This is a genomic window from Streptococcus sp. 2741, from assembly GCF_013276315.1.
Classification (GTDB): Bacteria; Bacillota; Bacilli; order Lactobacillales; family Streptococcaceae; genus Streptococcus; species Streptococcus pseudopneumoniae.
In genome coordinates this window covers 22,072-44,011 of record NZ_VMKU01000003.1, presented here as the reverse complement: position 1 = coordinate 44,011, position 21,940 = coordinate 22,072, and the positions used below count along the sequence as shown (strand labels likewise).

25 protein-coding genes, 4 pseudogenes and 1 riboswitch are annotated in these 21,940 nt (G+C 38.4%); of the genes and pseudogenes, 6 read left to right on the top strand and 23 right to left on the bottom strand.

From position 1 onward, the window contains the following. The first annotated feature begins 70 nt into the window (after positions 1 to 70). From HT671_RS00355 to HT671_RS00335, 5 genes and pseudogenes are all read left to right on the top strand, one after another. Complete coding sequence (locus HT671_RS00355; RefSeq protein ID WP_172922997.1) at positions 71 to 898, top strand: exodeoxyribonuclease III; 828 nt, start codon at positions 71 to 73, stop codon at positions 896 to 898. 11 nt (positions 899 to 909) lie between these two features. Further along, positions 910 to 1,005: pseudogene (locus HT671_RS00350) on the top strand (glyoxalase); the annotation flags it as partial. 47 nt (positions 1,006 to 1,052) lie between these two features. Further along, positions 1,053 to 1,292 carry a glyoxalase gene (locus HT671_RS00345; protein WP_001810061.1) on the top strand — a complete coding sequence of 80 codons (240 nt, stop codon included), beginning with the start codon at positions 1,053 to 1,055 and terminating at the stop codon, positions 1,290 to 1,292. A gap of 382 nt (positions 1,293 to 1,674) precedes the next feature. Beyond that, a riboswitch (purine riboswitch) is annotated at positions 1,675 to 1,770 on the top strand. Positions 1,771 to 2,169: 399 nt separating this feature from the next. After that, positions 2,170 to 2,751, top strand: a complete 582-nt coding sequence (locus tag HT671_RS00340; RefSeq protein WP_000770395.1) for a xanthine phosphoribosyltransferase — start codon at positions 2,170 to 2,172, stop codon at positions 2,749 to 2,751. Beyond that, entirely contained in the window at positions 2,751 to 4,013 is a 1,263-nt protein-coding gene (locus tag HT671_RS00335) for a nucleobase:cation symporter-2 family protein (protein ID WP_001194488.1), read from the top strand. The genes HT671_RS00340 and HT671_RS00335 overlap by 1 nt, the downstream gene beginning before the upstream one ends. 54 nt (positions 4,014 to 4,067) lie before the next feature. Here HT671_RS00335 and HT671_RS00330 read toward each other — a convergent pair whose 3' ends face one another. Beyond that, positions 4,068 to 5,558, bottom strand: coding sequence for a Sau3AI family type II restriction endonuclease (locus HT671_RS00330; RefSeq protein WP_000372608.1), 1,491 nt, complete (start codon positions 5,556 to 5,558; stop codon positions 4,068 to 4,070). Between the two features lie 116 nt (positions 5,559 to 5,674). Between HT671_RS00330 and dcm the strand changes: the two genes are divergently transcribed. After that, positions 5,675 to 6,955 (top strand): DNA (cytosine-5-)-methyltransferase, encoded by a 1,281-nt coding sequence (gene dcm / locus HT671_RS00325; RefSeq protein WP_172922995.1) that lies wholly within the window; start codon positions 5,675 to 5,677, stop codon positions 6,953 to 6,955. A gap of 63 nt (positions 6,956 to 7,018) precedes the next feature. Here the strand turns inward: dcm and HT671_RS11455 are convergent. The 22 genes and pseudogenes from HT671_RS11455 to HT671_RS00210 form a co-directional block, all read right to left on the bottom strand. Further along, positions 7,019 to 7,399 (bottom strand): annotated as a pseudogene (locus HT671_RS11455) (DpnD/PcfM family protein); the annotation flags it as partial. Further along, positions 7,395 to 8,157 (bottom strand): annotated as a pseudogene (locus HT671_RS00310) (DpnI domain-containing protein). The pseudogenes HT671_RS00310 and HT671_RS11455, both read right to left, overlap by 5 nt. Before the next feature lie 139 nt (positions 8,158 to 8,296). Further along, a pseudogene (locus HT671_RS11450) lies at positions 8,297 to 8,635 on the bottom strand (hypothetical protein); the annotation flags it as partial. A gap of 256 nt (positions 8,636 to 8,891) precedes the next feature. Beyond that, positions 8,892 to 9,242 (bottom strand): 30S ribosome-binding factor RbfA, encoded by a 351-nt coding sequence (rbfA, locus tag HT671_RS00300; protein WP_001273597.1) that lies wholly within the window; start codon positions 9,240 to 9,242, stop codon positions 8,892 to 8,894. Positions 9,243 to 9,407: 165 nt separating this feature from the next. After that, a complete protein-coding gene (infB, locus tag HT671_RS00295) occupies positions 9,408 to 12,209 on the bottom strand; it encodes a translation initiation factor IF-2 (protein WP_000039199.1) in 2,802 nt (933 codons plus the stop codon). 16 nt (positions 12,210 to 12,225) lie between these two features. Continuing rightward, positions 12,226 to 12,525: a YlxQ-related RNA-binding protein gene (locus HT671_RS00290; RefSeq protein ID WP_001041390.1), complete on the bottom strand. Its 300-nt coding sequence runs from the start codon at positions 12,523 to 12,525 to the stop codon at positions 12,226 to 12,228. Continuing rightward, the gene (locus HT671_RS00285; protein WP_000857562.1) at positions 12,518 to 12,811 is read right to left on the bottom strand and encodes a YlxR family protein; all 294 of its coding nucleotides are present in this window, start codon (positions 12,809 to 12,811) and stop codon (positions 12,518 to 12,520) included. Before HT671_RS00285 ends, HT671_RS00290 begins: the two co-directional genes overlap by 8 nt. 21 nt (positions 12,812 to 12,832) lie before the next feature. Continuing rightward, entirely contained in the window at positions 12,833 to 13,969 is a 1,137-nt protein-coding gene (gene nusA / locus HT671_RS00280) for a transcription termination factor NusA (protein WP_000032273.1), read from the bottom strand. 43 nt (positions 13,970 to 14,012) lie between these two features. Continuing rightward, positions 14,013 to 14,492 (bottom strand): ribosome maturation factor RimP, encoded by a 480-nt coding sequence (gene rimP, locus HT671_RS00275; RefSeq protein ID WP_007284956.1) that lies wholly within the window; start codon positions 14,490 to 14,492, stop codon positions 14,013 to 14,015. A gap of 125 nt (positions 14,493 to 14,617) precedes the next feature. Beyond that, entirely contained in the window at positions 14,618 to 15,253 is a 636-nt protein-coding gene (trmB, locus tag HT671_RS00270) for a tRNA (guanosine(46)-N7)-methyltransferase TrmB (RefSeq protein ID WP_172922994.1), read from the bottom strand. Next, positions 15,250 to 16,044 (bottom strand): phosphotransferase family protein, encoded by a 795-nt coding sequence (locus HT671_RS00265; RefSeq protein WP_000363006.1) that lies wholly within the window; start codon positions 16,042 to 16,044, stop codon positions 15,250 to 15,252. The genes trmB and HT671_RS00265 overlap by 4 nt, the downstream gene beginning before the upstream one ends. A gap of 160 nt (positions 16,045 to 16,204) precedes the next feature. Further along, positions 16,205 to 16,816, bottom strand: a complete 612-nt coding sequence (locus HT671_RS00260; RefSeq protein ID WP_138702987.1) for a type II CAAX endopeptidase family protein — start codon at positions 16,814 to 16,816, stop codon at positions 16,205 to 16,207. A 29-nt stretch (positions 16,817 to 16,845) separates the two neighbouring features. After that, positions 16,846 to 17,094, bottom strand: coding sequence for an immunity protein BlpZ (gene blpZ, locus HT671_RS00255; protein WP_000278083.1), 249 nt, complete (start codon positions 17,092 to 17,094; stop codon positions 16,846 to 16,848). 42 nt (positions 17,095 to 17,136) lie between these two features. Next, a complete protein-coding gene (locus HT671_RS00250; RefSeq protein ID WP_000760519.1) occupies positions 17,137 to 17,826 on the bottom strand; it encodes a CPBP family intramembrane glutamic endopeptidase in 690 nt (229 codons plus the stop codon). A gap of 31 nt (positions 17,827 to 17,857) precedes the next feature. After that, on the bottom strand, positions 17,858 to 18,091 hold the full coding sequence (locus HT671_RS00245) for a ComC/BlpC family leader-containing pheromone/bacteriocin (RefSeq protein ID WP_000379956.1): 234 nt from the start codon (positions 18,089 to 18,091) through the stop codon (positions 17,858 to 17,860). Positions 18,092 to 18,398: 307 nt separating this feature from the next. Beyond that, positions 18,399 to 19,436, bottom strand: a complete 1,038-nt coding sequence (locus tag HT671_RS00240) for a thioredoxin domain-containing protein (RefSeq protein WP_000744512.1) — start codon at positions 19,434 to 19,436, stop codon at positions 18,399 to 18,401. Positions 19,437 to 19,601: 165 nt separating this feature from the next. Then, complete coding sequence (locus tag HT671_RS00235) at positions 19,602 to 19,787, bottom strand: hypothetical protein (RefSeq protein ID WP_078156111.1); 186 nt, start codon at positions 19,785 to 19,787, stop codon at positions 19,602 to 19,604. Between the two features lie 235 nt (positions 19,788 to 20,022). Then, on the bottom strand, positions 20,023 to 20,253 hold the full coding sequence (locus HT671_RS00230; protein WP_001093252.1) for a bacteriocin class II family protein: 231 nt from the start codon (positions 20,251 to 20,253) through the stop codon (positions 20,023 to 20,025). Between the two features lie 298 nt (positions 20,254 to 20,551). Then, positions 20,552 to 20,671: a PncF family bacteriocin immunity protein gene (locus tag HT671_RS00225; RefSeq protein WP_007284953.1), complete on the bottom strand. Its 120-nt coding sequence runs from the start codon at positions 20,669 to 20,671 to the stop codon at positions 20,552 to 20,554. A 2-nt stretch (positions 20,672 to 20,673) separates the two neighbouring features. Continuing rightward, the gene (locus tag HT671_RS00220) at positions 20,674 to 20,904 is read right to left on the bottom strand and encodes a bacteriocin class II family protein (RefSeq protein WP_001093251.1); all 231 of its coding nucleotides are present in this window, start codon (positions 20,902 to 20,904) and stop codon (positions 20,674 to 20,676) included. Positions 20,905 to 21,095: 191 nt separating this feature from the next. Next, positions 21,096 to 21,500: a hypothetical protein gene (locus HT671_RS00215; protein ID WP_050207408.1), complete on the bottom strand. Its 405-nt coding sequence runs from the start codon at positions 21,498 to 21,500 to the stop codon at positions 21,096 to 21,098. A gap of 19 nt (positions 21,501 to 21,519) precedes the next feature. Next, positions 21,520 to 21,756 (bottom strand): Blp family class II bacteriocin, encoded by a 237-nt coding sequence (locus tag HT671_RS00210; RefSeq protein WP_000379959.1) that lies wholly within the window; start codon positions 21,754 to 21,756, stop codon positions 21,520 to 21,522. Positions 21,757 to 21,940: the final 184 nt, after the last annotated feature.

Here is a 21,940-nt window from a genome sequence, read left to right as displayed (position 1 = left end):
CCATACGTTGGGGAAATAGACCTTTTTTTGGTATAATAAAATCTATAATCTGAATGAAAAAGGTAACTTTATGAAACTTATCTCATGGAATATTGATTCCCTAAACGCTGCCCTAACTAGTGATTCAGCTCGTGCCAAATTGTCCCAAGAAGTCCTACAAACCTTGGTCGCTGAAAATGCTGATATTATCGCTATCCAAGAAACCAAGCTTTCTGCCAAAGGGCCTACAAAGAAACACTTGGAAATTTTAGAAGAACTCTTCCCAGGCTACGAAAACACGTGGCGCTCTTCTCAAGAACCTGCCCGCAAAGGCTATGCTGGTACTATGTTCCTCTATAAGAAAGAACTCACACCTACTGTCACTTTCCCAGAAATCGGTGCTCCTTCTACCATGGACTTGGAAGGCCGCATCATCACTTTGGAATTTGATAAATTTTTCGTGACCCAGGTTTACACTCCAAACGCTGGCGACGGTCTCAAACGCTTGGAAGAACGTCAAGTCTGGGATGTCAAATATGCGGAGTACTTGGCTCAACTAGACAAAGAAAAACCAGTCCTTGCGACCGGTGACTACAACGTGGCCCACAATGAAATCGACCTTGCAAATCCTGCTAGCAACCGCCGTTCACCAGGATTTACCGACGAGGAACGTGCTGGATTTACCAACCTTTTGGCAACTGGATTTACGGATACCTTCCGCCACATTCACGGCGATGTTCCCGAACGCTACACTTGGTGGGCACAACGCAGCAAGACTTCTAAAATCAACAATACAGGCTGGAGAATCGACTACTGGCTCACAAGTAACCGTCTCGCAGACAAGGTCACTAAATCTGATATGATTGACTCAGGTGCTCGCCAAGACCACACACCGATTGTCATGGAAATTGAACTTTAAGGAGGAATCCGATGGACTATCAGCCTGTCATTCCCGAGTTTCTTGTATCGAATATCGAACAGTCCCGGTCCTTCTACTGTGGTTTACTGGGTTTTAGGATTGAATACTAACGTCCAGAAGAAAACTTTCTCTTTCTCTTGAAGAGTGTCAACTAATGTTAGAGGAGGGAACAAAGGATCAACTAGCTGAACTGACCTACCCCTTTGGTCGTGGAGTCAATCTCTCCTTTGGCATAAAGGATGTTCCAAAACTCTATCAAAAAGTGATGGAGGCAAACTATCCTATTTATCGTCTCTTGACCAAAAGAAAGTTTCGTGTCAGTGATCCCTATATCTATCCTCATAAATTTGCAGTTTTGGATCCAGATGGCTATTTTTTAAGATTTAGCGAGTAGAAAAATAGAGACTGGAAACATCTTTCAAATCAGAAAACGGCATATTGTCAGGTCTTGAAGAAACTTGATAGTATGCCTTTTATGATGGAAAAATCTTCTAATACTCTTCGAAAATCTCTTCAAGCCACGTCAACGTCGCCTTACCGTAGGTATATGATACTGACTCTGTCAATTCTATCCACAACCTCAAAACAGTGTTTTGAGGTTGTGGATAGCTTCCTAGTTTGCTCTTTGATTTTCATTTAGTATAAATGTTAGCTTACAATGGAGTTTTTGTTCACCCTCTCTTCTTTTTGTTCGCTTTTTAAACCAAAACACTAACAAAATAGTTGATTTCTAAAGTTATTTAGTGTAAAATAAAAACATTGGCTCAAGCCTATTTAAAATTGAATATCGTTTTACTTGTTTATGTCGTGAATTGGCACGACGTTTCTACAAGGTGCCGGAACACCTAACAATAAGTAAGTCAGCAGTGAGATATGGCCGTTTTTGCCATGTCTATTTAGGGGACTTACTTAGAGATTAAGTAGGTCTTTTTTGAATATTTTTAATATTTCCCTTAATTAGTGCGGACGGGAGGTGAAATTATCCTGTGAATAATTTCAGGAATCCAGGGAATTTCATCCCTAATTTTTGAGCCCCTAGCTCTTTCATTTCTAGGCTTAGGCTAAAATAGTTCCCCGAACTATTTTACTCTCAAAAATCCCGTCATAGACAATAACAAGATTATTGTCTATGATACCACTACAACGGGAAATATTTGATAAGACTCGCTTCGCTCGTAATAGTTTTATCAAATATATAGTATTAGCAAAAGGGATCACTATAGAAATATTTAAACAACAAGTAAATTAACTTTTAGACTTTAGGAGGTCTTATGAAATTATTAGAAGAGCGCATCCTCAAGGATGGGCATATCTTGGATGATAACATCCTCAAGGTAGATTCCTTTTTAACCCACCAAGTTGACTTTAGCTTGATGCGAGAGATTGGTAAGGTTTTTGCGGAAAAATTTGCTGCTACTGGCATTACCAAGGTCGTAACCATTGAAGCGTCGGGTATTGCCCCAGCCGTTTTTACAGCTGAAGCCTTAAACGTTCCCATGATTTTCGCCAAAAAAGCTAAGAACATCACCATGAATGAAGGCATCTTAACTGCTCAAGTCTACTCCTTTACCAAACAGGTGACCAGCACCGTTTCTATCGCTGGAAAATTCCTCTCACCAGAGGACAAGGTTTTGATTATCGACGATTTCCTTGCTAATGGCCAAGCTGCTAAAGGCTTGATTCAAATCATCGAACAGGCCGGTGCCACAGTCCAAGCTATCGGTATCGTGATTGAGAAATCCTTCCAAGATGGCCGTGATTTGCTTGAAAAAGCAGGCTACCCTGTCCTATCACTTGCTCGTTTGGATCGTTTTGAAAATGGTCAGGTCGTATTTAAGGAGGCAGATCTCTAGTGCAAACTCAAGAAAAACACTCGCAAGCAGCCGTTCTTGGCTTGCAGCACTTACTAGCCATGTACTCAGGATCTATCCTGGTTCCCATCATGATTGCGACAGCCCTTGGCTATTCAGCTGAGCAGTTGACCTACCTGATTTCTACAGATATCTTCATGTGTGGGGTGGCAACTTTCCTTCAACTCCAACTTAACAAATACTTTGGAATTGGGCTACCAGTCGTTCTCGGAGTTGCCTTCCAATCGGTTGCTCCCTTGATTATGATTGGACAAAGCCATGGTAGTGGTGCTATGTTTGGTGCCCTTATCGCATCAGGGATTTACGTGGTTCTTGTTTCAGGCATCTTCTCAAAAGTGGCCAATCTCTTCCCATCTATCGTAACAGGATCTGTTATTACCACGATTGGTTTAACCTTGATCCCTGTCGCTATTGGAAATATGGGAAATAACGTTCCAGAGCCAACTGGTCAAAGTCTCTTGCTTGCAGCTATTACTGTTCTGATTATCCTCTTGATCAACATCTTTACCAAAGGATTTATCAAGTCTATCTCTATTTTGATTGGTCTGGTTGTTGGAACTGCCATTGCTGCTACTATGGGCTTGGTGGACTTCTCTCCTGTTGCGGTAGCTCCACTTGTCCATGTCCCAACTCCACTCTACTTTGGGATGCCAACCTTTGAAATCTCATCTATTGCCATGATGTGTATCATCGCAACGGTGTCTATGGTTGAGTCAACTGGTGTTTATCTAGCCTTGTCTGATATCACAAAAGATCCAATCGACAGCACGCGCCTTCGCAACGGTTACCGCGCAGAAGGTTTGGCGGTACTTCTCGGAGGAATCTTTAACACCTTCCCTTACACCGGATTTTCACAAAACGTTGGTTTGGTTAAATTGTCAGGCATCAAAAAACGCCTGCCAATCTACTACGCAGCTGGTTTCCTGGTTCTCCTTGGACTGCTTCCTAAGTTTGGTGCCCTTGCCCAAATCATTCCAAGCTCCGTCCTCGGCGGTGCCATGCTGGTGATGTTTGGTTTTGTATCTATTCAAGGGATGCAAATCCTCGCCCGAGTTGACTTTGCTAACAATGAACACAACTTCCTTATCGCAGCTGTTTCAATCGCTGCAGGTGTCGGTCTCAACAACAGTAATCTCTTTGTCAGCATGCCGACAGCCTTCCAAATGTTCTTCTCAAACGGAATCGTCGTAGCCAGCCTACTCGCTATTGTCCTCAATGCCGTATTAAATCATAAAAAGAAATAAGAAAAAGAGGTGCGAGCCTCTTTTTTGTTTATCACAAATTGATTATAAATACAATCAATCCCAATTCCCATCTAATATTTCTTTAATAAACTTCTTAGGCATCCAAAAGGAGTGTTTTGTAATCCTACGTCCATCTGGAAGTTCATCCGTATCAGATAATGAACCTTTCCCAACAAATTTTCCTTTGTCAATTTCATAATAAGTATTGGTAGCATGTAGTTTCGTAAATAGAATTTTGTTTATCTTACTTTGAGGGAAATTAGTTGAAACTTTATTACCGTTTTGAGTTAATTTAACTCCGTCAGAAATAATTTGTCTAGTTTCCTGCCATACTCTTTGGATTTCTTCTAATTGTCTATCCTGAAATCCCCAAAACTTGATAGAATCTAATACAAATAGCTTAGGTTCAATTTCCTTAAAAATAACGAAAAGGAATCGTTTATTATAAATTTCATTATAAACATGTGATGATTCCCAACTATCTGTTGCTGCTAGTTCTTTAAAACAATAAGTTTTAAATGGAGAGTCTTCCTTAGGTAAATTATTCTTATCTACTCGAATAACTCTCAAATTCATGTTTGCTTTTTGAAATTCTTTTGTCTTATCTAAATCCCCTGTTAAGCCTAAAATTTTTCTAATCAGAGTACTATTCTTACCTTTTGCTTTGGAATTCACTTCAAATCTATCATATAACTCTTGTTCAGAAAAACCTTTGTAGGAAAGAATCTTCTCTGCAATAACCTCAGTAAATGATTTTTTCTCACCCCTAAAATTAGCCAGAACACTTTCTTGATCTGATTGATTAAAGATTTTATGATTTATCAGATAGGTCATATAACTTGATTTTAATTCCCAAGCTCTTTGTTTTGCTAATTCATGACTAAAAGGTTGTTGTCTTAAATCCTTTCCTTTACCTGCCCCTTTTGTACAAGTTGATAAATAGTTTCCATCTGATTCTGATAATTCATGTGCCTTTCCATTTTTGATTTTATCTGTAATCTTCTGATAGTCTTCAAGGATGACTGCCATATCTTCCTCAAACCATTCATATAAAAATATTTTTTCAATGACATAGTCCTTCATTGTTTGATTAGGAATTAAGCCGTTGTAAAACAATAACAAAATCTTTGCACATTTTTTCCATAAATGAGTGGAGTAAAAATCCTCTAAATTTTCCTCCATATAGTTTAGTATTGTTAATACAAGTCGTTCTTTTGCACTAAGTGTCCCATTTTTGTTTATCTTAAAAGGAGTAACTTTTAATTCTACACCTATTTTTTCAAAGTCAGCTTCCGAGTCACTATTTGGCTGATAACCATAGAAATATTTTTCAATATAATTTCCATACTGCCCTTTTGACTTCATACTAATTGCTTTATCTTGTACCTCAGAGACTACTCTATCATTATAATCGTCATATGATTTATAAAGCGAACGATTATACTCCTCCATAACATCGGAAAATTTTCTATTTAATAGTTTATGAGAATATTCAATAACACTATCGATATCTTCATCGTTATAGTTAAATAAGTTTTGATCCATTTTCTTCTCCTATCTTTTATATTATATCAAATTAAACTAAAGCAAACATTAATACTTGATCAATCATTGAAAATAGTATATAATGGATTAAACTGTAAAAAAATGAAGGAGAAAAGATGAAAGTTCTCGAACTATTTGCTGGAGTTGGCGGTTTTCGGATAGGATTAGAAAATGCCGATAAGCAACTCTTTAAAACAAAATGGGCAAACCAATGGGAACCATCTCGTAAATCTCAAGACGCATTTGAGGTCTATGATTATCACTTCCCCAATAGCGAAAACATCAATATTAGTATCTCTGATGTAACAGACGAACAATTTTCCAAAATGGATGCCGATATGATTGTCGGTGGTTTTCCTTGCCAAGATTACTCTGTTGCGCGTAGCAAGAAAGATGAAAAAGGTATTGAAGGAAAAAAAGGAGTTTTATTTTGGGAAATCATTAGAGCAACTGAAATCATTAAACCCAAATACTTAATTCTGGAAAACGTGGATAGGCTTTTAAAAGCACCCTCAAAACAGAGAGGACGTGATTTTGCAATCATGCTAACAGCTTTTAATAACCTTGGATATTCTGTAGAGTGGAGAGTTATTAATGCTGCTGAGTATGGAAGAAGCCAACGAAGACGTCGTGTATTCTTTTTCGTATATCGAAATGATACAGTCTTTGCCCAAAAAAATGACAATCTTTACGAAAAAAATGAAGAAATCTTTGAAGATAATAGGTTTGAAGATAATAGGTATGATGACTATATTTTCAATCAAGGTCTATTTGCAAAACAATTTCCTATTAAACCTATAGCAGTTAAAAATCGTCATGTGTTTTATGAGTTACCAAATGATATAGTTGAAGTTTCAGATACTTTTACTGGTACTGTTTGGAATACAGGAATTATGAGACATGGAAAATACTATTCTATTGATACAGAACCTAATTACAATGGCAATCCTATCACTCTAGGAGAAATTCTTCAAGATGAGTCTGAAGTACCTGAAAAATATTTTTTAACTGATCAGTCAAAATTGGAAAAATTTCAATATCTTAGAGGACCTAAAAAAATTGAACGAACATCCTCTGACGGACATCAATACATCTATTCAGAAGGAGGAATGTCCCCTTATGATGATTTAAACCTTCCAGGACGAACAATGCTTACATCCGAAGGAACAGTTAATCGTTCCACACATTTATTATTTGTAAACAATAAATATAGATTAATTACACCCATTGAAGCTGAACGCCTTCAGGATTTCCCAGATGATTGGACAGCTAAAAAGAAATTGTCAGATGGATCTATTGTAGAGGTATCTGATAAAATGAGAATGTTTTTTATGGGAAATGCTTTGGTTACTGAGATTGTAAAAGAAATTGCTAAATTTATTAAAAAAATTGATTAATTTATCTGAAACTAAAAAAGAGGTGCGAGCCTCTTTTTTGTGTGACAAAATAAAAACATCTATCTAATCATATATGCTAGTGTCATAGTTCTGAAAATCATCTGAATCAAGAACAATTTCACAACTCTTATACTTTTCTCTTACAAGTCGTTCGGCTTCATCTGGATTTTCAGCCTCTATACTTACTAAACGTGATAAAGTTTCTGTAATTTCTACTGTATACTTTTTCAGTTTTAAATTGCTTTCCAATCATTCACTTATTAGCAATAATCTATATAGTTTTGGGCTTTCCAACCACTCTGGTAATTCATCTCCATATTCCCAGCTATATTTTTTATTCAATAAAAAAAGTTGTTTCTCATCACCAAACTCCATATTTTCAGACAACCACCTCACACAATCAGGGTCTGATAAAGTATAAACCATTACACATAAGTTTTCATAATTTCCGATACTTTCCTCTACCTTTAAATTCTATTATTTCTTTGTCTCTTAATATTTGAAGCTGTTGCCTAATCTTTTCTTGGATATGATTGTTCTTAACAAAGATATTTTTTAGGTCACTTTCAAAACGATACATATCTTCAAGGGTAAATTCTGAACCCTCTATCTTATCTATACAATTTAGAATTTCTATTGTCCAACCTCTTACTGAAAGAGAGTTCTTCCTTAAAAATAAACTTTGCTTAAATTCTTTTGTAACTTTTTCTGGATCTCTAACTTGTCCATTTTTCACAAAAAATATTCTTCCTTTAGAAAGTACTTGTGATAAATCAATGTTACAACCAATCCAACCTGCTCGTCTAGCAGTTGGCGCAAGTGGCTTCCTTTGAATAATTGATTTCGGTGTAACAAATTGCTTCGGAAGGACAAGAAAATTATTTACCTCAAAATTTTTTGTATAAGTTAAAAAAGAAATTAGGATTATTATCTACCTGCACACGCTCCATCATCGTTGCATAAGCACCATCATTGATTGTTGATGAAAAATTTCCTTTTTTGCTCTTTAGTTCAAACTCCTCACTACAATGATTACAGTAAAAATCTGCTACAGGTCTATTATTTTCAAAATGATTTAAAGGATTTTTCCCACAATTAGGGCAATAAGACTGACGATAAACCCAATCCTCCATTAAGATACGTGCCTTCTGACTATTACTTTTATAGGTTTCTACTAGTTCTAAATTAAATTGTAATTCCATTTAAAAATTCCTCACTAATATGAGAATTCACTCGATATAAGCAATTAAAATCTACTATAACTAGTATACCACATATATGTACCTATTACATTTGTATTTCATCATTCTCTTTTATATTTCCTTCTCACATATCTCATAAAATATACCCTAGTTCTTGAGCTAATTTTAAAGAAAAAGCATAAAATTGAGCTATATTCGCTGGTATGGTAATTGCCATGGCAAGTCCACCTGGTAATCCTGCAACAACAGAAGTCCCACTCGCTAATAAAACATTATCCCTAATACAGGCATTAGCCACTCGATCTAAGATTTCTTAAGATAAGAGAGACGTTGGGTCTTGTTCTAATAAGGTAGGAATGTCCTGTGGATCTAATTCTTTGGAAAACTTATCCACTAAAAACTTCGAACGATCAACCTTAACAACAGGTAGTTTCACCACTTGTTGCAATACTTGCATAGCTAAGTCTTGTTCAGCCATATAAATACCTCTTTCTCTTGTATCTTTATCTCATAATATCACACTATCTAAATTTTATAAATCTTTTTAATAATTTTTAATACTCTTCGAAAATCAAATTCAAACTACGTCAGCTTCACCTTGCCCTACTCCAGTACAGCCTGCGGCTAGTTTCCTAGTTTGCTCTTTGATTTTCATTGAGTATAAGTCTAGAAAGATTCCCCCATCATGTTTTATTGCCTTTTTCTCCACCAAAAAAGAGGGTTGCCCCTCTTCTTTAGTTCTTATCCAGATTGCGTAGCATCTCGTCAATCTTGTTTCCATACTCGATGGACTCGTCTTTGACGAAGGTCAAATCTGGGATTTTGTACAATTTCAAATTGCGACCAAGTTCACGTTTGATGGTACCAGTTGCTTTTTCAAGCCCGATTTGGACTTTTTGGATATCCGAAGCAAGGTTACTCAAAATGGTGTAATAAACCTTGGCAACAGACAAGTCACCCAGCATCTGAACATCTGTGATGGTCACACCTTGGACACGTGGATCACGGACTTTCTTTTGCAAAATCTCATTGACTTCACGCTTGATTTCCATGCCCACACGATCTGTACGGAAATGATTTGCCATGATATTCCTTTCTCTACTTTGAACCAAAAGCTAGGCCAGCAGACCTAGCTATTTTTATTAGATAGAGGAACTAGAGCCATTTGAATCTAGGAAACAAGCCTTAGATAGAACTGAAGTTCATCAAGGCGCTGTTGACGACGAGTCAAATGAGCTATCGTTTCTCTATTATCGTTTGATTTCTTCCATGACATAGGCCTCAATCACATCATCCATCTTAATATCATTGTAGCCGTCGATCATCATTCCACCTTCACGGCCGTTTGTAACTTCCTTAACGTCGTCTTTATAGTGTTTCAAGCTTGCGAGTTCACCATCATAGATAACGACACCATCACGGATAACACGGACTTTAGAGTCACGGGCAACCTTACCGTTGATAACCATAAATCCACCGATAGTTCCCACTTTAGACACCTTGAAGGTTTCACGAATAACTGCTTCACCGATAACTTTTTCTTCGAATTCTGGATCAAGCATCCCTTTCATGGCTTCTTCCATCTCTTCGATAACCTTATAGATAATGCTGTGGAGACGAATTTCCACATCGTCAGCTTCTGCTTGTTGACGAGCTTGTGGTGTAGGGCGTACGTTGAAACCAACGATAAAGGCATTTGAAGCTTCGGCAAGGGTCACGTCAGATTCATTGATAGCACCGACCGCTGAGTGGACGATGGTCACTTTGACACCTTCCACATCGATTTTCTGAAGTGATGCAGAAAGGGCTTCAACAGAACCTTGTACGTCAGCCTTAATGATAACGTTAACAGACTTGAGTTCACCAGCTTTAAGGGTATCAAAGAGGTTTTCAAGGCTAACACGTTGGGTAGCTTGACGTTGTTTCATGAGGGCACGTTTGGCACGCTCTTCACCTGCTGCACGCGCAGATTTTTCATCTTCGTAGACAGCAAAGTGGTCACCCGCCATTGGCGCTTCGTTCAAACCTGTGATTGAAACTGGCGTTGATGGACCTGCTACCTTAACACGACGACCAAGGTCATTGGTCATAGCACGGACACGACCGAAGGTATTTCCGACAACGATTGGGTCTTGAACATTCAAGGTACCTTGTTGAACAAGAAGGGTTGCGACCGCACCTTTTCCTTTATCCAAGCGCGCTTCGATAACTGTACCGATCGCACGCACTGTTGGGTCTGCCTTGAGTTCTTGAATTTCAGCTACAAGAAGGACTGTTTCCAACAATTCTTCGATGTTTTGGTTGAATTTAGCTGAGATTTCAACAAATTCAGAATCTCCACCCCAAGCAGTTGACATAACTCCATGCTCTGCCAATTCACCGATAACGCGTTCTGGGTTAGCACCTGGTTTATCAATCTTGTTGATAGCTACGATGATTGGAACATTGGCCGCTTTTGAGTGGTTGATGGCTTCGATAGTCTGAGGCATAACCCCGTCATCTGCCGCTACGACCAAAATCGTAATATCGGTAACAGAAGCACCACGCGCACGCATAGATGTAAAGGCCGCGTGTCCCGGTGTATCAAGGAAAGTAATCTTCTTGCCATTTTCCACGATTTGGTAGGCACCGATATGCTGAGTGATACCACCTGCTTCACCTGTCGCAACACGAGAATTACGAAGGGTATCTAGGAGTGTTGTTTTACCGTGGTCAACGTGTCCCATGATAGTTACAACTGGTGGACGCTCAACCAATTCATTTTCATTGAGATAACCATCTTCGACAAAGAAACGTTCGATGTCAGCATTATCCACTTCAACCTTTTGTTTGGCTTCGATACCGTAATCCACCATGAGGAGTTCGATGGTTTCCCCATCCAAGGATTGGTTTTGTGTGGCCATGACACCCATCATAAAGAGTTTCTTAACGATTTCAGCTGGTTCACGTTTGATACGTTTTGCGATTTCCGCAACGGTCATACCATCTGTATACTCAAATTCTGTTGGCAATTCATGGAATTTACGCTCTGTAACAGGTTTTGGAGTCTGATTACGGTTGTTCTTGTTATTGCCTTTTTTGTTCTTTTTGTTGTTATTCCAGTTACTATTCTTTTGATTTCTCACTTGATTTTGACTACTTCGATTCTTTTGTTGTTTTCTAGGACCATCTTCTTCGTGATCATAATCGTCACGATTTTTGTCTGGTCGAGCTTGTTTCTTACGACGTGTATCCACTGGCGCTTCTTTAGCTACAGGAGCAAGTTCAACCACTGCTTGAACTTGCTGTTCTTGTTGCGCTTGTTCAGCTAACTTAGCCGCTTCTTCAAAGATTTCCTCTGGTTCCTTGCGTTTGTTAGCTTGAGCCAAGGCTTCTTTAGCAGCCTGATACTGCTTGAAACGTTCCTCACTTGAACGTGCATATTCAGCATTTTGCTCTGCTTTTAGGGCTGCTGCACGGGCTTTAAAGTCAACACGTGGAGCCGCTTGATTTGGACGTTTATCCTCTTGTTGACGGCGTTCATTTCCTCGATTTTGCTGACCTTGCTGTTTCTTAGCTTGATCATTAAAGCGACGATTATCGCGGTTGCCTTGACCTTGTTTTCCACCATTGCGACCGTCGTTTTTCTGACGGTTTCCGTTTTGTTGTTGGTCACGGTTATTGCCCTTATTTTGCTTGCGTCGTTCTGCCTGTTCTTTGGCACGAGCTTCACGCTCAGCCTTGAAATTACGACTTTGCGGTTTAGCTGCTACTTTTTCTGTTTTCGGAGCGACTGGCTCAGCAGGTTTTGCCTCTTCCTTAGCTACAGCTGGTTTAGCTGGCTCAGATTTTTCGGCTTTCTTTTCTGCACTTACTTTTGGTGCTGCAGGTTTTGCTTCTACTTTCGGAGCAGCTGCAGGCTTAAAGCTGGCAGCAATTTTTGCAGCGACAGCTTCTTCCACACTTGATGAGTGGCTTTTCACATCCAAGCCCAACTCTTTTGCACGCGCTACAACTTCTTTACTTTCTTTTCCAAGTTCTTTTGCGATTTCGTACAATCTTTTCTTAGACAAATCATGTCCTCCTCTTCTATTCCATAAGAGACCTCATTTTCTTTGTAAATCCAGCATCTGTTACAGCCAAAACCTTTCTCGATTTCCCGACTGCTATGCTTAATTCCAGTGTTGAAAACACGGTTACAATTTCCACTTGATAATAATGACTTTTATCTTGAATCTTCTTGGTCAGATTGGGTCCAGCATCATGAGCTAGAAAGACCAACTTGGCCTTGCCGTCTTGAATGGCCTTGACCACCAATTCTTCACCCGATATAATCCGCCCTGCTCGCTGAGCAAGTCCCAAGAGATTACTTATCTTTTGCTTATTCAAGTCCTAACTCTCTTCTTTTCACTTTGTGATCCACATAAGCGATCAACTCGTCATAAAAGCTTTCTTCCACTTCCATGCTAAAGCTGCGGTTAAAGACCTTCTTCTTTTTCGCCTCTAGGGCTTCTGCATTGTCTAGTTTGATATAAGCGCCGCGGCCATTGGCCTTGCCCGTAGGATCAATAAAGACTTGTCCTTCCTTGTTCTTGACAATGCGGAGCAAATCACGCTTATCAATCACTTCGTTAGACACAACAGACTTGCGCAAAGGGATTTTTCTTGTTTTCATCTTTCCCTCCTCTAGCAGCTTTTATTCTTCTACAGTATCGTTTTCTACTTCCAACTCTACTGAAGCAGCGTCTTCCATGGCTTCAAATTCGCTAGCAGACTTGATATCGATACGGTAACCAGTCAAGTGAGCCGCCAAGCGCACGTTTTGTCCACGACGACCAATGGCAAGAGAAAGCTTGTTATCTGGAACAACCACCAAGGCACGTTTGCTGTCGTTTTCATCAAAGATAACTTGGTCAACCTCAGCAGGAGCGATGGCATTGTAGATAAATTCAGCTGGATCTGCTACCCACTCGATAACATCGATATTTTCTTCGATTGGTACCATGCGGTCATTTTTAGCATCGTAACGAGCTGGGTGGAATTTGCTAGTAATCTTCTTGATATTAGCACCACCACGTCCAACGATTGTACCGATAGCATCCACGTTTGGATTGTGGCTACGAACAGCAACCTTCGTACGGTCACCTGCTTCACGAGCCACGCTCATGATTTCAACAGTTCCATCATAAACTTCTGGAATTTCTTGCTCCATCAAACGTTTGATCATTTCTGGATGGCTACGGCTAACAAAGACGTTCACACCACGAGGGTTGTCTTCAACCTTGTAAACATAAACTTCGATACGATCATGAGAAGCAAAAACTTCTCCAGGAATTTGGTCTTGTTTTGACAATTGGGCTTCGATGCTACCAAGGTTGACATAGATAAAGCGGTTGTCAAAGCGTTCTACTGTACCAGACATGATTTCTTGCTCATGTTCTTTGTAAGTATTGTAAGTGATGGCACGTGTTTGCTTGCGCATTTTTTCCATGATGGTTTGTTTGGCAGATTGGGCTGCTACACGACCAAACTCAGCTGGTGCTTCTTCAAACTTGATTTTGTCTCCAAGTTCATAAGCTGAATTAATGGCAAGAGCATCTTTCAAGCTGATTTCCAAACGGCTATCAAATACTTCATCAACAACTTCACGGACAGTATAAACTGTAAAGTCACCTGTTTTTTCGTTGAAGTCAATAGCTACGCTGTCTGACTGACCATAGCGTCTGCGATAAGCGGAACGAAGCGACTCTACTACTGCGTCGATGATGTCTTCTTTTTTGATTCCCTTGTCTTCTTCCAAAATGCGGAAGGCCTCTAGCATTTCTTTACTCATGTTTTCTTCACTTTTGAATCCTCAAAAGCTATCCTTTCTTTTTCTATAATTTAACTGCTAAACGTGCTTTTGATACTAAACTGTATGGAATTTGGACGGTTTTCTTACGCGTCTTGTCCATATATTCCATAGTCAACTCGTCCTCTTCGAAGGCCAACAAGGTTCCTTCAAAGACCTTTTGCTTATCGATGGCTTGGTAGAGCCCGACATGGATGTATTCCCCAACTGCTCCAGCAACGGCATCCTTGGTTTTTAAAGGACGTTCCAAACCTGGACTGGTGATTTCTAGGAAATATTGTTCTGGGAAGGGATCTGGCTTGATGGTATCTAGGACAGGACTGATCATTTCTGTCAAGTCTGCCGTGTCGTTCAAGGTAATTCCTTCAGGTTTATCTACAAAAATACTGAGAATCATGTCACTGCCAATCTTTCCATACTCGATATCCACGAGCTCGAAAGGAGCTTCTATGACAGGTTCTACAACTTCTCTGACTAATTCTACGATTGTTGCGATTGCGTCCACCTCCTCATAAGCAAGAGGCGAAGATATTTCCCCGCCTCACTTTTCATATTCTTACTCTTAGTATATCACATTTGCTAACTTATGTAAAGCAAAAGCACTTATACAGCCTGATTTCAGGCTATTTCTTAAAATTCTACCTCAACTCGGTAGATAACTTGCCCCTTATTGGAGAATTTTTGCTCGTATTCTGTCATGACATTGCCTTCAAAATCACTGGCATGTAAGTCTAGCCAGACACCATTGAGCTTCATGCCATACTGAGAAAAGCTCACTAAACTGTACTCAAACAAGCCACAGTTATCCGTCTTGAAATGAATTTCTCCATTTTCAGGCAAGATACGTTTGAAGGTATCCAAGAAGGTCTTGTAGGTCAAACGACGCTTTTCATGGCGTTTTTTCGGCCATGGATCTGAAAAGTTCAGATACAAGCGATCAATCTCACCGTCTTCAAAGTAGTCAGTCAAGTCAGAACCATCTACCCACAAGAGCTTGATGTTAGGCACTCCAACTTCAAGAACCTTGTCTAAAGCATAGCTTAAAACAGACTTTTGAATATCAATCCCGATATAGTTGATGTCAGGGTTCTGCTTTGCCATACCTGAAACAAAGGCACCCTTCCCACTTCCAACTTCCACATGAATGGGATTGTCATTGCCAAACAAGTCCCGCCATTTCCCCTTGGCTTCCAAGGGATTGAGGACCACATACTGGGGATTTGCCTCTAGTAATTCTGTCGCCCCTTTACGATTTCTAACTCTCATCTTCTCTTTCCATACTTGTCTCGGAAGTGACGCAAGCCATGAATCTCCCGATTAACATTTTCTAAATCTTGGTTCATATAATACTTGGAAATCTGGCTCAAATAAGACAATTGACCGTACCAATACAATTTACTTAATACCGTTTGATTATACTTGTAACCGTAGTAGGTCAACCATTCCTTCCACTGATGTTCTGGAATATAATGGCAGAGCATATGGGCCACATCAAACATGCGGTCGGTCAAGCGAACCGAATCCCAATCTACCAAATAAATCAAGCCACTATCTGTCTCAATCCAATTACTATGTCGTACATCTCCATGGACAATGGTCGCATAGTCCTCTCTAAATCCTGGAATAGTCTGACGTAAATCAGCCATCACTTCACTGATAAAATGATTTTTACGCAAAGCATCTGGAGCCGTTTCCTGCCAAGACTGTAGTAAATCTACAGGTGTTTCCATGGCATAGCCCAAACGACTCAACTGTGTCATCAAAGGACGTGAGCGATGAAGGCGGGTTAAAATATTGACGATTTGTTTACGATTCATATCATAGGGGGTCAATATCTTGCCTGTCAACCATTCTTGAGCACACATATCACGCCCATCTGCCAAACGGCGACTCCATAATAATTGTGGAGCAATTTGTTCTCTAGCTAGACCAGGTAGGATTGGAGAGGTGTTCATTTTTACAAAGATGCGCTTCCCATCAGGATAGCTACCCATATAAGCCTTGCCACTTTTCCCAGGTATGGGAGTCAGTGTTAGCTCATTATCACCCAAATCCATTTCTTTCCTCCGTATAAAGTTTCCTTACTATTCTACTAGTTTTTGGCCTATTCGTCAACCGCTCCACACCCGATTCTCAAAGAAAAGCCTCTGGATTGGCTTGGGTATCATTATAGAAAGAAAAAGGCAAGCACCGTCTTCTGCTTACCTTTCATGATTTTTATAAATAATATAAGAGTGGCCAAGCATTGTAAAACATGTGAACTAGAGTAGAAACCCATAGGTTTTGGCTCTTTTTATAAGCAAATCCCAGTAACAAGCCCCCAAGTAGATAAAAAATAAACGAAGGGACATTAGAAGAACCATGCATAAAAGAAAAGAGAGAGGAAGTTAGCACAAGCCCTAACCAAGAATTGTCAAAAACCGCACCTTGAAGAAGTCCTCTGAAAATGAGTTCCTCCTGGATGGGGCCAAAAACTGAGGAAGTCAAAATCAAAGACAGAGAAATTCCTCTGCTGACTTCCGCCAAGTGTTGAACTCCTGCGCCAGAAGAAATAGCGAAGAAATGAATATAAACCAGCGTCTCAAGTACACTTAGAAGAAAGATTGCAATGAAAAGCAAAAGGTCTTTCTTGCTTAACATCCCAAAAGAAATCATATCAAACTTTCTAGCATAAGCAACGCTCAGCGAGGTTACTAGAAGACTTACAAGAATCAATGCAAATTCATTTTGAAAAAAGTCCCCATGGTTAATCGTATAAGGAACTGTAATGACGATTATTAGTACTAAAAATCCAAAGCACAAGGCATGAAATTTATCAAAAAACTCCATAAAATTATCCTCCTCACCAAACAGACTTCCTACGCGTTATTCTTTAGTTCTAGCCTTTCCAAAACAAACCATTTGAGTAACCAAAATCCGACCACATAACCACCCCCTAAAAAGATAGCCATTAAAGATAGCATGGGGTTTAGGAAATTAAAGACCACCGCAGATACAAAGGTTAGCACAAAAACATTAAAGGCAATGGTGTCAGAAGCCAAGACTAGAATATAGGGTGTCAACCAGTCTAAGGTTTTGGAATCTAGGAAAAATAAGCGTTTATACATGATAACCTCCTCTATGGCTGAAAAGCAAGCCTTTTGCTTTTTTTACCCCAAGACCCTATGTAGAAAAGTCAGCAAAAACGGGAAGGTCGCTACAATATTATTGATCACATGCACCGCATAGGATGGATAAATACTCTTGGTATAGCGGGTCAAACCGGCAAAGATGATGCCAAATGTCGCAAAGACGAAAATATCTAACAGACTAGGTAAGTTTGAAAAATGAGGAAGAGCAAACAAAATGGAAGGAAGAAGCAAATCAAGGCCAAATCGCGAATGCTTAAAGAAGGCGTGTTGAAGTAATCCCCTATAAATCAACTCTTCCATTAGTGGAGTCAGGAAAAACAGGGTTACATAGATACCTAGCTCAGCAAAGTTGGTCCCACTATAACCGATCAATACGGCCCAACCTTCAGCAGTTGACTGAACATGTTTAGCTATCTGAACGTTAAAAGAGATCTGGAGCACTAGCACTAATACTGTCAAAATCGAATACCAAAGCCATTTTTTTCTTGGAATGTGAAAGAGATAACCATGACCTGTCTTAACCAGAATCCAAATCATGACTCCGCTAAATAGTAAACTCAAGATATTTTGAATCCAGACGAAATTGCCAATCTGGGAAGAAAATTGCCAATAATTTTGGACGATAAGCGTCAGCTGAGAAAGACCAAATACGAAAAATAAGTAAGAGAAGACTGCACTTATTTTGAATAGAAGTTGATACTTTTTCATAGAAATTCTTCCTCATTTCTTGTATTTCAGCCTATATTCCACATAAATGAAAACCCGCTCCTATATAACCACGGTCATGATAACCGCGCGGGCAGTAACCACTTACTGGAAAAGGACCTGAATTTTTTAATATAGGAGGGTAAGAACCGAATGGACTTACCTGATTAGCGTACCCTCTATAAATATCAGATACATCCCCACCCTCTATACGAGCAAGCATTTCATTATCCATAACTGCAAATTGTGACATCATTTTTGTATCCATGACGAATATCTCCTTTTTTATGTTTAATTTTTGTCCTGTTGCAACCTTAACAATGTTAGTATACTACTATTTTTTGAAATTTTCCATCCAAATCATAAATAGTCATCAAAACATCTTGAGGCGTTAAAATAGTCGAAAAAGAAAGCATTTCAGAAATACTTTACCTTTTACCATTCATTTCATATACAATTATAATCTTTTATATATAAAATAAATACACCTATCTTCTCATTCTTATCTACAGGCAAATTCTAGCCATATATTATTACAAACAAATAGTATCATTGCACCTGTTTACCATCTATTTTTATTTATGAATTTTTTGTTTCACTTTAATCATTACAGAAGTCATAAAAAACGCGACAGCCAGCCGAAGCAGTTGGTAACTTTCTTCCTCTCCTGTTTTCGGTAATAATTTTTCATTCGAAGTAATAGATTTGCTTACATAATCAGTCCCCTTAACATCAGTTGAAGGAGTTTTATTTTCTTGAGCAACATCAAAAATAGGTTTAGGAGTTTCCAATTGATTCTTATTCTCTAACATTGCTAAATTGTCAGATTGAGTAGTTTTAGCTTCAGAAGTTGAGTTTGTACTCTTCACTTTCCCACTATTTTCACTATTAGAATTGGGATTAACATTGGATATTTTCATTTCAGTTCTTTTTTCATCACTCATACCTTTGCTGTCACTTACAACTTTATCACTAATATTCATGCTGTCACTTCTAGTATTCTCATCACGGACACTTTCAGTTACTGTTTCCTCAGAAGATTTCACTGTCTCCGTTTGCTTAGGTGAGTTTCTCGAGTACATATAATCATACACCTGTTGTGCAGTTGCTCCGCCACCAACCCATCCAGATGTCGGATGTCCATTTCTTAAATACAAAATTGTTGGTGTTCCTGGAATACCGACTTTTTTAAATAGAAACTCTCTCGCTTCCTCATCAAAATCCTTACCATCCAAATCATAATACTCTAACTTCTTTTCAATCAAGTTATTAAATTCTTTCAATTCAGGAGAAAATTGACGACAATGAGAGCAAGTTTTTCTACCAAAATAAATAGTATGTTCCAATTGATCCTCTGTAAAAGATTGACGAACAGCTTCAATATCTATCTTTTTAAAGTCCGTAACATTGTTCTCATATTCTTCTGGAGTTACAACAGAAGGTTTATGCTCCACCTTTTCCTTAGCCGATGGCAAATCTGGTGCCACAACAGAACTATCATTCGCCTGGATAGATGAAGTAGTAGGATGTTCTTCTGCATATACAACACCCGTAGTAATAGATGCAAATACAAGTGGTACAAGTAATAGCGATTTTATATTTTGTTTCTTCATAAGAATACTCCTTTACATTTGTTATCTTTATCTTACCTTATTTAAGATTACAAATTCATCTAAATCTTAAATGGTCATCGAAACATCTTGAATTGCAAAAACTTCATTATAAAAGAGTAAGTATTGCGAAAACACTTACCCTTTTCTTTTATACTTCATTAAGCTCTACTTTTTATAATACTTCAAGCCCCAAATGAGTAAAAACATGACAATCAAGCAGAGAATATCACCAATATAGGCGATTATTTGTTGGTAGAATTTTCCTGCTGTGATACTTCTATACAAACAAATAATAGACATAAAACCTGTCAAGCCGACGAACATGAGTTGATTGGTTCTAGGACTAACCAAATCATCATTTACGTATATTTAAGAGCATTTCTTTTATGTTAATGTATGTTAGCACTGAAAAGCAAGACAGGCCAATAATATTTAAAATGAACAGTAATGGGTTTAAGTCTCTAAAAAAATTAGCCACTGACACTATAAGAAATACTAACAATACTATAGTCGAAACTATTTTTTTCTTATCCATAATTATTCACTCCATTCCAAGTCAGTCCATCTTATCAACGAAGAGCGATTTTTAACAGAAGGTAGCAGCACCCGTTGCACCTCCACCCCAAAAACCAGCAGCCGCTCCAGATACAGTACCAATGATAGGTAGCGTTACAGTGCCCACAGCACCACCAGCAACTCCTCTAGTCAATGCACCTCCAACTACACCGAGTCCACATTTTATCCAACCGCCACCTTCAATACAAGCAAGCACATCAGTATCCATAATCTCAAATTGTTCCATCATTTTTGTATTCATGACAAATACTCCTTTTTTATTTTTAATTTTTGTCCTGTTGCAACTTTGACAATTTCAGTATAGCACTATTTGTTAAAGTTTTTCATCCAAATCTTGAATTGTCATCGAAACATCTTGAATTGTAAAAAAATTAAAAAAAGCAAGCATGAAAAACATACTTTCCTCTTTATATTGTCTTGATACCGACTTGTTGGTAAACTTTTCACCCTGCTATCCCATATCACTTTGACAGACGAAATAATATTAAAGAAACTCCCCTGTAAATTAATCTAGCAAATACAGGGGAGAAATTGATTCTTTAGAAAGTACTATCCTTATTCTTTTTGGGAGATTTTGAAAATATTTTTCTAATTAAATCATCCATATAGGGGCCTAACATACCAACTACTAAACCAATAATAAAACTTTTAAAATCCATAATTACCACCAACATGTGGCTGCATAAGCTACACCTCCAAGTATAGCTCCTCCTGCAGCACCAGCTGCTGCACCTTGCCATGTTCTTGTTTTAATTCCTAGCCGAAGACCTCGTGCTACTCCTCCTCCAACACCTGCTTTGGCAAAATCTCCCCAATTGCATCCGCCACCTTCAACGCAAGTAAGCATATCAGTATCCATAATCTCAAATTGTTCCATCATTTTTGTATTCATGACAAATACTCCTTTTTATTTTTAATTTTTGTCCTGTTACAACTTTGACAAGTTTAGTATATCATTGTTTTTTAAAATTTTTCATCCAAATCTTGAATTGTCATCGAAACATCTTGAATTGCAAAAACTTCATTATAAAAGGGTAAGTATTGCGAAAACACTTACCCTTTTCTTTTATACTTCATTAAGCTCTACTTTTTATAATACTTCAAGCCCCAAATGAGCAGAAGCATGATGATTAAGCAGAGAACAGCGCCAATATAAGCGATTAGTTGTTGGTAGGATTCTCCTGCTGTGATACCTCTATACAAACAAATAATAGACATAAAGCCTGTCAAGCCGATGAACATAAGTTGATTGGTTCTAGGACTAACCAAATCATCATCTTCAAACTCTCTTATCCTCATTTCCCTAGTGAGATAAACAGTAACCAAAATAGAAGCCAAGTTAATAACCACTAAAAGAAATTGGAAAACTACGGAAAAATTTAAAAACTGACGAGATAGAAATAGATAAGTAGAAACAACCAAAGGTATCTGACCAAACAACAATCTTACTAAGAATGCATTGCGTTTTGTTGCAAATATTGTGTTCATTACTATCTCCTTTCCTATGCTAACAGGTAAGTGCACCACCAATCCCACCTAGTACAGCACCAATTGCTCCTGTTCCTATAGCATATGGTCCCAATAGAAATGTCGAACCATAAGTTGTTGCATACCCATCAATTGCGCCATACGCAATCCCTGCTCCACAAGCAATTGTTCTTCCCCAATCAATATCTCCACCTTCAACGCAAGCAAGCATTTCATTATCCATAACAGAAAATTGTGACATCATTTTTGTATCCATGACAAATACTCCTTTTTTATTTTTAATTTTTGTCTTGTTGCAACTTTGACAAGTTTAGTATATCATTGTTTTTTAAAATTTTTCATCCAAATCTTGAATTGTCATCGAAACGTCTTAAATTAGCTTTTTTATTTAAAACTACCTCTAAATTTTTTTAAAAAGATAATTTCTAATCACTTTTTTT